This window comes from Actinomycetota bacterium (assembly GCA_040905475.1).
Classification (GTDB): domain Bacteria; phylum Actinomycetota; class AC-67; order AC-67; family AC-67; genus DATFGK01.
The window spans coordinates 1-12804 of the sequence record JBBDRM010000032.1 but is presented as its reverse complement, the minus strand read 5'-3'; the positions used below and the strand labels follow the sequence as shown (position 1 = coordinate 12804).

Annotated in this window: 9 protein-coding genes; 4 read left to right on the top strand and 5 right to left on the bottom strand. The window is 68.3% G+C overall.

What is annotated here, in order from left to right:
- The first annotated feature begins 133 nt into the window (after nt 1–133).
- The 3 genes from WEB06_03040 to WEB06_03030 are packed head-to-tail and all read left to right on the top strand — an operon-like array spanning nt 134 to nt 3760.
- Nucleotides 134–2443 carry a hypothetical protein gene (locus tag WEB06_03040; protein MEX2554590.1) on the top strand — a complete coding sequence of 770 codons (2310 nt, stop codon included), beginning with the start codon at nt 134–136 and terminating at the stop codon, nt 2441–2443.
- A 52-nt stretch (nt 2444–2495) separates the two neighbouring features.
- Nucleotides 2496–2909: a hypothetical protein gene (locus tag WEB06_03035; protein MEX2554589.1), complete on the top strand. Its 414-nt coding sequence runs from the start codon at nt 2496–2498 to the stop codon at nt 2907–2909.
- A gap of 2 nt (nt 2910–2911) precedes the next feature.
- On the top strand, nt 2912–3760 hold the full coding sequence (locus tag WEB06_03030; GenBank protein ID MEX2554588.1) for an MBL fold metallo-hydrolase: 849 nt from the start codon (nt 2912–2914) through the stop codon (nt 3758–3760).
- Here the strand turns inward: WEB06_03030 and WEB06_03025 are convergent.
- On the bottom strand, nt 3757–4518 hold the full coding sequence (locus WEB06_03025; protein ID MEX2554587.1) for a methyltransferase domain-containing protein: 762 nt from the start codon (nt 4516–4518) through the stop codon (nt 3757–3759). The two genes, WEB06_03030 and WEB06_03025, sit on opposite strands and share 4 nt — an antisense overlap.
- A 180-nt stretch (nt 4519–4698) precedes the next feature.
- Here WEB06_03025 and WEB06_03020 point away from each other — a divergent pair, with 180 nt between their 5' ends.
- On the top strand, nt 4699–5727 hold the full coding sequence (locus WEB06_03020) for a glucosyl-3-phosphoglycerate synthase (protein ID MEX2554586.1): 1029 nt from the start codon (nt 4699–4701) through the stop codon (nt 5725–5727).
- Between the two features lie 7 nt (nt 5728–5734).
- Here WEB06_03020 and WEB06_03015 read toward each other — a convergent pair whose 3' ends face one another.
- From WEB06_03015 to WEB06_03000, 4 genes are all read right to left on the bottom strand, one after another.
- Nucleotides 5735–7135: a glycosyltransferase gene (locus tag WEB06_03015; protein MEX2554585.1), complete on the bottom strand. Its 1401-nt coding sequence runs from the start codon at nt 7133–7135 to the stop codon at nt 5735–5737.
- A gap of 38 nt (nt 7136–7173) precedes the next feature.
- Complete coding sequence (locus tag WEB06_03010; protein ID MEX2554584.1) at nt 7174–7881, bottom strand: PIG-L family deacetylase; 708 nt, start codon at nt 7879–7881, stop codon at nt 7174–7176.
- A gap of 13 nt (nt 7882–7894) precedes the next feature.
- On the bottom strand, nt 7895–8554 hold the full coding sequence (locus tag WEB06_03005; GenBank protein MEX2554583.1) for a Crp/Fnr family transcriptional regulator: 660 nt from the start codon (nt 8552–8554) through the stop codon (nt 7895–7897).
- The coding region (locus WEB06_03000) for a protein kinase (protein MEX2554582.1) at nt 8554–12804 on the bottom strand (4251 nt) is incomplete at its 5' end. The genes WEB06_03005 and WEB06_03000, both read right to left, overlap by 1 nt.

The following is a 12804-nucleotide window of genomic DNA, read 5'->3' as shown; positions in this document are numbered from 1 at the left end:
TGGACCCCTACTCTCTGAGCCGGTCGCCCCTTCCGAGGCAAACCTCATGGTAGGCGCGATGAACACCCTTCGTCCGCCGTCGCCCGGTTCCTTATCGGAGGATTTACCCGAACGTCCCGAGAATCATTCCTTCGTGAAAGCCCTCCTGTTGTGCCTGGTCACGATGCTCACGACCGCGTCACTGGCATGGTCGGCCGACATCGCAACGCCCGACGGGCGCGTACGCGTCGAAGCGGGAGCCAAGCCGTCGGAAGGTGGAGCGTCCGCGACTCTGACGGGCCGGGCCGGCGCATTCGGTTTCACGAACACCGCGTCGCTCGGCCTCGATGGAGCCCGGGTCGGCAACCCCCCGACATCGGGGGCGGTAGAACTCTCGCGTTCGGGGTTCTCGTTGGAGCTCGACGAGTCGCCCTACGGACCGCCGATCGCGACCGCGACGCTCGGCGTCGGCGGCATCACCGAAGCGGTCGACGACGCCGGCCGTATGACCGGACTGATATGGCCCGGGCCGGGTTGGTACGACCAGGTGAACTTCCTTCAGATCGCGCGCGGGCATCCCAATCGCGGAGCGCCGGCCAACGGGGGATCGTTCGGCGGGATCGGCACCGATTGGCTCACGCCCGAGTTCGGATGGCTCCCGGTGAGTCAGACGTGGGGGTCCGAGGATTCGGAAACGCTCGTCACCGTTCTCGCCAAGGACGGCGCCACGGTGAGGATCACCGACGTGGTCCATCCGACGCTCGACCTCGTCGCGCGAAACTTCGCGTTCTCTGGAACCGCCGCGACCTTCTCCTACTACGCGAACATGAATCCCACGACGACGCGCGTGCCGCGCGTCCCGTCGGTCACCGACGCGCTGCTCGACAACGTTTCCGATTTCGCGACCGCGTTCGATCCGGATTCGTCGGTCATGTTCCACTTCCGGCCCTACCGGGTGGACCCGGTGCCGCTTACCACGATCGTCACCTCGCACAAGGGCGAGACGCTGGTGCCCGACGCACTCGATCGGACCTACGGCCGCGGTGTGTACGTCGCGATCGGCGCGAGTGGTCCGGCCACCGAGCACCAGGCCGGGATCGACGCCGCCGGGCTCGTTCGGGAAGAGGCCGAGGGCACGGCGCTGCTCGATCCGTACCACGATCTGTCCGACGGACATCTCTCGGGCTCCGACTTCGCCACGGGCAAGACCGCCGGAGGACTCGCTGGAATCCCACCAGACCCCGACGGGTCGTACACGATCTACATCTCAGCCTCGGACACGGCGAGCGGGGCGGCGGCGAGCGTCGCGGCGGCGCGTGCGAGCGGCTTCGGCGCGATCCGCGAGGCATCGGAATCCTGGTGGTCGAACTGGCTCGCCCCGGCGCGGCTCCCGGCCACGTCGAACCCGCGGGCGCTGGCCGTGTCGAAGCAGGCCCTGAAGCTGATCCGCACGGCGACCGATCGCCGGACCGGCGCGATCGTGGCCAACGCGACGCCGCAGACCCCCTATCGGCAGGACTGGGTGCGCGACGGCGCATTCTTCAACTACGCGCTTCTGCTCGCCGGGTACGACGAGCTCGCGAAGCGGCACGGCGAGTTCTACGCGCGCATCTACCGGCCGGGTGGGACCTGGGACTCGTTCTACTATCCGGACGGTGGGGAGGCCGGTGCGGTTTTCCCCTACGAGATCGACTCGCAAGGGCTCGCGTTGTGGGCGCTATGGCTGCCGTACGAGTTCACCGGGGATCGCTCCTACCTCGAGCGGGTGTACCCGGCGATAGCGGACACGGCGAACGCGCTGCTGCTCTGCCACGATCCGCTCACCAACCTTCAGTGCTACGCGCCCGAGGACGACGCCTTGCAGCCGACGCAAGGCACGCAAGGCGCGGCGACGACCTACCTCGCGCTATCCAAGGCGGTCGCCGCAGCCGAGGCGCTCGGCGTGGAGCCCGACCCGCGCTGGGGGCGCCGGGCCGCGGGGCTGCGCGAGGCGGCGATCGCGCGCCTCTGCGACGTCGGCGGGTGCGGCGGCGGCCGCGGGGGCGTCTACCTCGCCTGGCCGTCCCGGCTGCTCTCCGACGGAGCGCCGCAGCTGCTCCAGACGCATCTCGCCGGGTTCGCGAGCGAGCTCGATGCGCGCGCGAACTTCTCGAGCCCCGAGATCGGCGGCTACTTCCAATACCCCATGGAGTCGCTGCTCGCGCTTGCCCCGCTGTGGACGGCGGCGGATCGAGAGGACAGGCTGACCGGCTGGGTCGCCTGGCTGGCCGACTCCGTCGCTCATCCGGGCGTACTCCAGTTCGGAGAACGCATCTTCCGGACCGGGGACCGCACCTACCTACACTCGATCGGGTTCCCGCACATCTGGTCGGGGGCCGAGGCGTTCATCGGAGCCGCGTTCGTGCACGGCCTGAGCGGCTGTCCTGCCGGCCTACTGGTCGGCGAGGCCACTTGCCGCGGCTAAAAGGATCCGAACCTTGTTCTGCAGCCGGGCGGCGCGCTAGGCTCGCCGCCTTGTGGAGAAGACCCAGCAGCGAAACCTGGTTCTGATCCTCGCCCGGGAGCTTGCATCGAACTCGGCGACGCCGATGTTCGTCGTCGACCCGGCGGGGAACCTCATCTACTTCAACGAGCCGGCCGAGCACGTGCTCGGACGGAGCTTCGCCGAGACCGGCCCCCTCTCACCTGAGGAATGGGGGACGATGTTCTCGCCGGTGGACGAGGACGGCGCGGCCATCCCGCTCGAAGTGCTCCCGCTCGCGAAAGTGATGCGCGACCTCGAGCCCGGGCACATGGAGTTCACCATCACGGGGCTCGACGACGAGAAGCGGAAGATCGCCGTGACCGCATTCCCGCTCTTCGCGAGGGCGAACGAGTTCGTCGGCGCCGTCGCGATCTTCTGGGAACAGAAACCGACGGGATCGGCGTAAGGATGCACGCGCGGATATGGGGATGCCGGGGGTCACTTGCTTCGCCTGGGCCGGAGACGATCCGGTACGGCGGCAACACGTCCTGCATGGAAGTCCGGCTCTCGGACGGCACCCTCATGGTTCTCGACGCCGGCACCGGCATCCGACCGTTCGGACTGTCGCTCGACCCCGACCGCGACAAGACGATCCACCTGTTCCTGTCGCATCTGCACCTGGATCATCTCGAAGGCCTCGGATTCTTCTCCCCTCTTTGGCGCCCCGACGTCGAGCTCCACGTGTGGGGACCGCCGTCGCCGCTGCGCTCGCTCGAGCAACGGATCGCGCGCTACCTCTCACCGCCTCTCTTCCCGGTGCATCTCTCCGACATCCCGTCGCATCCGCAGTTCCACGATGTTCCCGACGGTGAGTTCACGATCGGCGGTGCGACGATCCGGGCACAGCCGATCTCCCATCGCGGCCCGACGGTCGGCTATCGCATCACGGAGAACGGGAAGACGATGGCATACCTGCCCGATCACGAACCCGCGCTCGGTGTGGACCTTGCCGAGATGGAGCCCGAGTGGATCTCTGGACACGGCGTTGCGGAAGGCGCCGACGTGCTGTTCCACGACGCGCAGTACACGCCGGAGGAATACGCCGATCGCGTCGGCTGGGGGCACTCAAGCGTCGAGCATGTCGTCACGTTCGGCCTCGTCTCCAAGGTGAAGCAGCTCGTGATGTTCCACCACGACCCGCTCCACTCCGACGAGCACCTCGAGGCCCTGGTCTCGAAAGCGGGCGAGCTCTGGGGCGCGAACGGCAACGGCGGCGATCCGGTCCTCGCGTACGAGGGGATGGAGATCGAGCTTTAGGTCCGTTCGCACACGGAGACGCGTGTCGTGTGCGGGAACTCGATGACTTCTCGTCCTGTCGTTTCCGGATGGGACTCGACCAAGGTCTCGATCCGCTCGAGGACCTTCGCCCGCTCGTCGTCGGGCAGCCTAGCGATGAAGCTCGTGGAGGCGACCCGGTCGACGATGCCCTCCGGTGCGATCGGCTGCACGTTCGGGAACGAGCGTTCCTCCAAAGGCCCGAACCCGGGCGCGGGGAAGGCGCGGCGCCACTCGCCCGTTTCGTGACGGCGGATCACGTCGCCGAACTCATCGACGATCGCGGCCATCTCGCGGACCCAATCGACCGAGGTATCGCGCGCGTTCCATACGAGCCCGAGCCGGCCGCTTGGCTCGAGCACGCGGTGGATCTCCGCGAGCGCGCGCGGTGCGTCGAACCAGTGGAACGCCTGAGCGGCCACCACCGCGCGGGCAGACCCCGATGCGAGCGGGATCGCCTCGGCCGAGGCCGCAACGGTCGCGACGGCGGGGAGCAGAGCGGCGAGCCTCTCGCGCATGGCGGCCACCGGCTCCACCGCGATCAGGTGGGCTCCGGTCGACACGAGCAGCTCGGTGAGCTTTCCGGTCCCGGCGCCGAGATCGACCACACGGGAACCCCTCCCGATCCGCAGCCGCGCTACCAGCCAGGCGACCGCAGCCGGTGGGTAACCGGGACGTGCGCGCGCGTACGCCTCGGCTCCCGCCTCGAATCCCGAAGAAGCGATGCGATCGACCGACATCGCGATGGAACACTACCAATGCGTGAAGCGTCGGTAGTGGTGTTGAGTCGCGTTGCCCAACGATGCAAGCTCCACATAGCCTGAAGCGCTGTTCGCTTGGGTGGTGCCAGTTTGGGCATCACACGGGGAGGGGATAAAGCCGCGCACGCATCGCCCGCCTTGCCGGAGGACGACATGGTGATGGATTCGAACGAAACCTACGAGTTCCCCTGGCTCACCGGTTTGGCTCAACGCTGGCACCGGCGTCGTACGTTCGGATCCCGCAACCTGCCGGGCGCGGGCGAACTTGCCGCGCGCAAGCTCGCATCGGGCGAGCGCATCAGCGTCGTGCTTCCCGCGCTCAACGAAGCGGCCACGATCGGGCCGATATGCTCGACGATCAAGCGCCGGTTGATCGACGGTACCGGATTGGTCGACGAGCTCCTCGTCGTGGATTGCTCGTCGGACGACGGCACGCCCGAGATCGCGACCGAGGCGGGCGCGATCGTGCACGACGTCTCCGACCTCATCCCCGAGATGCCGGTCGTGCTCGGCAAAGGCGAAGCGCTGTGGCGCAGCCTCTCGGTGGTATCCGGCGACATCGTCGTCTGGGTCGACTCCGACATCCGCAACTTCTCGACCCGGTTCGTGACGCGGCTCGTCGCGCCGATCCTGAGCGACCCGACGATCTCATTCACCAAGGGCTTCTACCGACGGCCGATCGCGCGCGGGGACGAGTTGATCCCCGACGAGGGCGGTCGCGTCACCGAGCTCCTCGCCCGCCCGATGCTGGCCGCGTTGTTCCCCGAGCTGTCTGGGTTCATCCAGCCGCTGTCGGGCGAGTACGCCGGCCACATCGACGTGCTGAGGCGCGTGCCGTTCTTCAGCGGATACAGCGTGGAAGTCGGCCTGCTGATCGACCTGCTCGACACCGTGGGCCTCGACGCGATGGCGCAGGTCGACCTCGACGAGCGCATCCACCGGAACCGGACGCTGGCCGAGCTCGGGCCGATGGCCTACACGATCGGCAAGACGATCTTGCGCCGGGCCGAAGATCGGGGCCGCATGCGTTCCGGGCTCGATCTCCCGGCCGCCCCGTTGCTCAGTCCCTCGCCCGACGGCATCCAGATCCACGACAGCATCGAGGTCGAGCGCCCGCCCATGGAGCAGATCTCGGCGCACCTCGAGGCGTTGAACGACGAGGAAGAAGAGCAGGCCGCCACGTTGTAGCGCTCGCTCAGTCGGACTGGGCGCCGAGCATCTCCGAGGTTTCCGACGCTTCGATGCCGGCCGGCGGAACCGTCTGCTCGGCGAGGGTGCGCTGGACGCCCGCTTCGGCCCAGCGGCGTAGCAGATAGGGCTTCCGCTCGAGGAAGAGGTCCGCGTAGCGCCCGATCCGCTCCTCGGCGGCGTCCTGGTCGTCGGCCGACGCCTCCTGCACGAACGTCGCCGTGCGCGCGAAGTACAGCGGGATCATCGAGTCCAGCAGAACCGATGAGTCGACTTCCGCCGCACTGAACGCGACGAGGTAGTCGTAGACGATGTGCGCCCACAGGTCGGCGGGGAGCACGAAGCCCTCGGTCTTCTCGGCCGCCTCGTCGGTCGCCCGGACGACGGCGTTGAGCGTCTCGGCCGAAAGTACGTCGCGCCAGAGCTTCTCGTACTTCATGTATCCCTCGATGAAGCGCCATGTGAGCCGCCCCGCCTTGATGCGGATCTCCTCGGCGGACGTCGCGGCGCGGAAGCCGTACGTGGACACCGACGTCATGTCCTCGACGTCGCTCCACCGGTCGACGTAGCGGCCGGCGAGGGCGAACAGCGAGCCGACGACCTGCCGGAACATCGGGCCGAGGTGCGTGCCGGGGTCCTTCGCGTCGTGGACCTTCGCGCCGAGCTGTGTCTGGCAAACCCGGAATCTTTCGACGATGGCGGTCGTGGTCATCCAGATGTCGATGCCGTACCTAGCGACGTCGGTGCCCCAGACGTCGCGGTGGGCCCAGCTCGCGGCCATCCGGCCGGAGAAGCCGAACTCCCCGCCGATCGGCTGGCGGACCAGCGATCCGTAGAGCGCGGACGTCAGGGGGAACGCGATCGCGTTGGTGATCGTTCCGTCGTACTTATGGCGCGCGTACATCGGCGCGACGAAGTCGTGTCCGTTGACGAGCACCGGGCGCAAGAGCGCCTCGACCCACTGCGGCGTGATCGAGCGCAGATCCGAGTCGAACACGGCGCACGCCCGGGCGCCGACCATCTCCGCGACGGAGAACAGCGTGCGGAACGCGCTGCCCTTCCCGGAGATCCCGCGGTACTGGAGGGCCAGCCGTTTCGGCGAGGGCGCCTTCGGATCGATCAGCAGGAACTCCTCGTCGGGTCCGGTCGAGGCCTCCATCGCGGCGGCGACGGTGCCGTCCTCGGAGCCGCCGTCGGACACGACGATGGCGGCCGAAACGCCGGGGAACGCCCGGCGCAGCCCGGCCTCGACGGCGCGGACGACGTTGGGGATCGTTCGCACGTTGTTGAACGAAGGGATGCCGCAGATGATCTCGACCCCGTCGAGCTCGCCGATGTGCGGCTCGAGCTCGGCGGAGAACTCGCTCGCAGCGGTCTCCTCCGGCGGGGGTCGGCGCTTCCTAGGCATAACCTCGTTCCCCTACCCAGTCCGAGCCCAACCCACCCTCACCGAGACTCGGCGAGCCGGAACAGCTCGATCTTGTGCGCCTCCCGGAAGAAATCCTGGCCGAAGTAGCGAAGCATGTACTCGACCTGCGAGACGTGCGCCTCGATCGCCTGTAGCTTGCGGTCCATCAAGCCCGGTTCGAGCGCGAAGTCGATCGCCAGCTCGTCCGGCGGACTGACCGGGGGCAATCCGGGAGCGAACACGTTGAACTTGTTCATGCGAGGAACGAACTCGTCCGCCCACTCCTTGGTTGTCGTCGCGTAATAGAGCTTCGCCCCCCGCTTCCCGATACGACGGAAGGCCTCCGTCGTCCAGGCGCAGACGGCCTTGTGATCGGCGTGGTCGGTCATGCCGTCGGGCCCGAACGTGAAGACGGAATCCGGAGAGACCTCTTCCATGATCGCTTGAACCTTCGCGGTAGCATCCTCGGGAGGAACATCGGCGCACGAACCATCGATGTAGCCGAGCCAGTGGTGCTCGCTCACGCCGAGGATGCGCAGCGACTCCATCAGCTCGGTGTCTCGCACCTCGCCCATCGTCTCCGAAGGCCAGCGCTTCTCGTCCCAGGAGCCGCCTTCGCCCTTCGTAGCAGTCACGCACACGACCCGGTCGCCGTCGTCCGCCGCTCGCGCCATGAGCCCGGCGGTCAGGTATGTCTCGTCGTCGGGATGTGCCCAGACCCCTAGGATCGTGCCGAGCTCCGACATCGGTAGCCTCCCTTCACATCGCGCGGCGACGGAGCGCCGGCAGGTCGAGGACGGTGATCCCGCGCCGCGCGGTTTCGATGTAGCCGCGCGATCGGAGTTGATGGAGCGCCTTGCTCACGGCTTCTCTCGAGGCGCCGGTCCAGCCGGCGAGCTCTTGCTGCGACAGCGGGAGCGCGATGCGGATCCCACGCGTGGACTCCTCGCCGAAACGCTCGGCAAGCTCGACCAGCCGGTGGCACACGCGCCCCACGGTGTCGTGTGCACCGAACTCGATCCGTTTCCGGTCGGCGTCGCGGAGCTTCCGGGAGAGCATCTGCATGAGCGACACCGTGACGCGCGGGCGCATCTCCAGGAAGGCGCGGAAGTCTTCGGCCGGCACGCTCAGCACGTCGACCTGCTCGAGCGCGCTGGCCGAAGCCGAGCGCGGCTCGCCGTCGATCGCAGACAGCTCCCCAAGGAGCTCGCCGGGGCCGCGAACCGCGAGGACGACCTCCCGTCCGTCCGCGGTGAAGCTCGACACCTTCACGCGGCCGGCGCGAACGATGAGAACGTGCTCGGCGCCTTCGCCTTCGTGGAAGAGCATCGCGCCGCGGCGGAAGCGCCGCGCGCTCCCCCACGCCGTCAGCGCCTCGAGGTCGCCCGGCTCCAGCACGGCGACGAAGCCCTGGGCCATCACCACCTCACCGGGTACAGGCGGTGCGTGCCGGCCAGCCCTTTGAGTTGAACGTCTCGCGCCTCGCCGTACTCGAACTCCTTGCTCGAGGCCGTGAGCTCGCGCAGCAGCGAGGACACGAGGATCTCGCCCCCCTCGGCCGCGGCGCCCACTCGGGCGGCGAGGTTCACGTGGCGGCCGTAGAAGTCGCCCTCCTCCGCGATCGCTTCACCGGTGTGCAGGCCGATACGGACGCGGATCGCGTCGTCGGGGTTCTTGTCCGCGTGCCCGGCGAGCGCTCGCTGGATCTGGACGGCGCAGGCGACCGCGCGTCGCGCCGAGGAGAAGGCGACCATGAAGCCGTCGCCCGACGACTTCACCTCGAACCCGCCCTGCGCGGCGACCTGCTCGCGCACGATCGCGTTGTGCATACGGAGCAGTTCGATCCACCGGCGGTCGCCGACCTGCTCGTTCAGGGCCGTGGAACCCTCGATGTCGGTGAAGAGCAAGGTGACCGTTCCGTCGGGCGCCGCGTGCGTTCGAAGGTTCGGGCGCTCGCGTTCCAGCGACGACGCGACCCGGTCGATCGACGTCTTGATGTCGGCCGGGAGCACCGCGCCTTGGGCTTCGAGCTTCAGGGCGACCGCTCGCTCGGCGAGCGGCGTCATCCCGATGTCGTGTGCGATCGCGAGAGCTCGATCGAGCGCCGCGATCGCCTGGGTCGCGTCGCCCGGCCTGCCTCGGCGGAGCCAGGCGTCCGCTTGGTCGAGAAGGGTGGTCGCGATCCACGGCCGGGCCGCCATACGCTCATGGAGCTCGAGAGCGACCGCGTGGTGCTCGATCGCTTCTTCGAGTCGCCCGGTGGCAGCCTCGAGCAAGCCCATGTACCGGGCACCGGCGCCGAGGCACCACACGGCGCCGCCTGCCACGATGTTCCGGTGCTCGAACGGACGGAGGATCTCGATCAAGTCGTCCGCTTCTTCGAGACGGCCCATCTCGACGGCGAGCTCCGCCAGCATGGCGGCGGCGAAGGAGGTGACCAGACCGCCCCAAAGCAGGCTGTTCAATCCCTCCGACATCACCAGATCGAAGTCGCGGACGGCCTCCTCGTGATCCCCCAGGTGCCAACGCAGATAGGCGTAGAGCAGATCGAACCACGGGAGCCGGGAACCGAATCCTTGCGAGTACGTCGTCAGACTCGCGATCGCCTCTTTGACCTTCTCGAGGTCTCCTCGCTGGACGGAAGGAACCATGATCTGGCCCGTGTAGACCTGGATCGCGTCGGGCTCTTGCGCGCGGGTACCGACGTCGTACGCGAGGTGCACCCAGCGGTCGAACTCCTCATACCGGCCTGCGAGTCCGGCCATCGTTGCCCGCCGCGAGTACGCATAGAGCATGTACCGGGGGATGCGTGACTCCTCCGCGAGCTTCGCGTATTCCTCGACGGCTGCGGCCGCACGTTTGATGTCGGCCTGTTCGGTGAAGCCGATGATCCCCCACATGATCCCGTCCAGGAGCAGCTCGAGATCACCGACCGGGCGAGCCAGCTGCGCGATGCGCTTGCCGCTCTCTATCCGTTCCTCGGGAGGGTCGGCCAGCCACAATACGTATGCCTGAGCGCTCAGCGCTTCCGCGAGCGCGATCGGATCGTGCGAGGCGGATCCGGCTGCAACCGCGTCCTCCGCGAGCCGGCGGATCCGTTCGGTTTGCGGGCTGAAGTACAGGGTGCGCGCCAACTCGGAAGAAAGACGGGAGCGGAGCGCAGGATCGTCCCCGCCGATCCCAGCCAGGGCCTCCTCGAGGATCGTCGCGCGCCGCTCGTCCACGGAACCGAAGGACGCGCCGGCGCGCAAGCCGATCCCCGCCTCGGCGAGCGCCCGCATATCGCCGGTCGTCCGGGCGAGATCAGCTGCCTTGAAGAACGCTTCTCGTGCCCCCTCGGTGTCCCCGGCGCGGCGCTGCGCCTCACCGAGCCGCAACAGGTAGGCGCAACGACGAGCCACGTTTCCCGGCGCCAGCTCCAGAGCGTCGAGCGCGCGGAGACAATGTCGCACGGCCTCCTCATAGGCGAGCTGCGCGAGGGCCCGGTCGGCCGCGCGCTCCCCATACGACAGAGCCTTTTCCAGATCACCGCCCGGAGCGGCCTCCAGGAAGTGGTGAGCGAGCTCGGCGAGGTGCGGCTCCTGCGAATCGGCGTAAAGCTTCTCGAGCACCTCGCCGATCCGTCGGTGGAGCATGACGCGGCGCGTCGTCGGGATCTCTTCGTAGAGAGTCTCGCGGATAAGCGCGTGCGAGAAGGTGTACCGGTCGAGGGATCGCGGGGCCTCCCCGATCACACGGGCCGCCCTCGCTTCCTCGATCGCGTTCATCACGGCGACGCCGTCGAGCTCGCCGGCGGCCTGGACGACGCCGAGTGCGAAGTCGCGCCCGACGACCGAAGCGATGCGCAGCAACTCGTTACATCCGTCGGACAACTGGTCCAGGCGCCGTCCCACGACCTCGCGGACGCTTTGAGGGATGCTGATGCTCCAGGACCCCTCGGCCGGCCGCTCGAGCTTCCCTTCGCTCGCGAGCAGCCGCACGATCTCGCTGACGAAGAACGGATTCCCTTCGGTCTCTCGGTGCACCGTGCGTGCCAGTTCCGGCGAGGGAGCGATGCCGGACGTCATCTCGATGTAGCGCGCCACGTCTTCCTCGAGCAGCCCGCGGAGGACAACGCGTTGGCTTACGTTCTCGCGCGCGAGGTCCGCGAGCGTGCGGGCGAGGGGATGCTGGCGCCGTAGCTCGACGTCTCGATAGGTGCCGAGGATGAGAAGGCGCGACGAGCGCATCTCCCGCGCGAGGAACTGCAGCAGAAGCAGCGACGGTTCATCGGACCAATGCAAGTCGTCGAGCACGACCACGAGCGGTTGAGCACGTGAGGCATTGCGGAGAAGCATCCCGATGGAATCGAAGAGCCGGAAGCGAGCCTGCTCGGGGTCGAGTGCGGGGGGTTCGGGCAGGTCGGGGATGCGGTCGCGGATCTCAGAGACGACCTGGGCGATCTCGGCAGCGCCCGTCCCCATCACCGACCGGAGGGCATCAGCGTCTCGGTCGTGAACGTAGGATCGGATCACCTGTACCCAAGGCCAGAACGCCGGTGCACCCTCGCCTTCGTAGCAGCGGCCGACGAGGACCTGCGCGCCGCGCAGACGGGCGTAGGTTGTGAGCTCGTCGGCCATGCGCGTCTTACCGATCCCCGGCTCCCCCATGAGGAGCAAGAGACGTCCCCGGCCCGACAGCGCGTCGTCCAAACCGGCGCGCAGATCATCCATCTCCCGTTCGCGCCCCACGAAGACGCCGCCGGCGAGCCGGTCGAGCGGGTTCGCCTCCTCGTGCGCCGCTGCGGCCGGACCGGTGGTGCTCGTCGCCGTCGCGATGACGAGCAGCGCGTCTCGGACCTCGGTCGCCGACTGGGGCCGCTTCTCCGGATCCTTCGCGAGCAATCCCAGCACCAGCCGCTCGAGGGCCGGAGAAACGTCTGGGGTGTGCCACGACGGAGCGACCGGAGCGGTCCCGATGTGCTGGGAGATGATGGCGACGGCCTCGTCGCCGAGGAACGGCGGGCGTCCGGTCAGCATCTCGTAGAGCATCGCGCCGAGCGAATACAGATCGCTGCGGGCGTCGGGGGCCCGGCCCATGGCTTGCTCCGGCGCCATGTAAGCGACGGTGCCGAGCATCATGCCCTCGGCCGTGAGCCGCGATCGCTCGAGTGCGACCGCGAGCCCGAAGTCCCCCAGCCGGGCGCTGCCGTTCTCCTGGAGCCACACGTTCCCGGGCTTCACGTCCCGGTGGACGACGCCCCGGCTGTGCGCGTGCTCGAGCGCATGTGCGACCTGGCTGCCGATGCGCACCGTGTCCTCCAAGGGCAGCCCGTGCCCGTCCGCGGCGGCGATGAGGTCATCGACCGATCCCCCGCTCATGTACTGACACACCAGGTACATGGACGCGTCCTCCTCCACCACGTCGAAGACGGTCACGATGTTCTGATGGTCGCCGAGGCGTGCCATGGCTTGTGCTTCGAAGCGGACCCGGTCGAGCCCGGACTCGTCGAGCCCCTCGGTCTTGATGAGCGCCAGCGCGACGTCGCGCTCGAGTCGCGAGTCGCGAGCGAGGAACACCCGCTTCCGGCCGCCCTCGCCGAGGAACCGTTCGACCTTGTACCGGCCTCCCCCGAAGGCGGAGGGAAGACTGGGTTGCCGTGCAGGCTCGGGGGGGGGGGGGGGGGGGGG

Excerpts from the sequence above, each read along its gene's own strand:
- WEB06_03005 (MEX2554583.1), bottom strand. The coding sequence starts at position 8,554 with ATGGCCCAGGGCTTCGTCGCCGTGCTGGAGCCGGGCGACCTCGAGGCG.
- WEB06_03015 (MEX2554585.1), bottom strand. The coding sequence starts at position 7,135 with ATGCCTAGGAAGCGCCGACCCCCGCCGGAGGAGACCGCTGCGAGCGAG.
- WEB06_03020 (MEX2554586.1), top strand. The coding sequence starts at position 4,699 with ATGGATTCGAACGAAACCTACGAGTTCCCCTGGCTCACCGGTTTGGCT.
- WEB06_03010 (MEX2554584.1), bottom strand. The coding sequence starts at position 7,881 with ATGTCGGAGCTCGGCACGATCCTAGGGGTCTGGGCACATCCCGACGAC.
- WEB06_03025 (MEX2554587.1), bottom strand. The coding sequence starts at position 4,518 with ATGTCGGTCGATCGCATCGCTTCTTCGGGATTCGAGGCGGGAGCCGAG.
- WEB06_03030 (MEX2554588.1), top strand. The coding sequence starts at position 2,912 with ATGCACGCGCGGATATGGGGATGCCGGGGGTCACTTGCTTCGCCTGGG.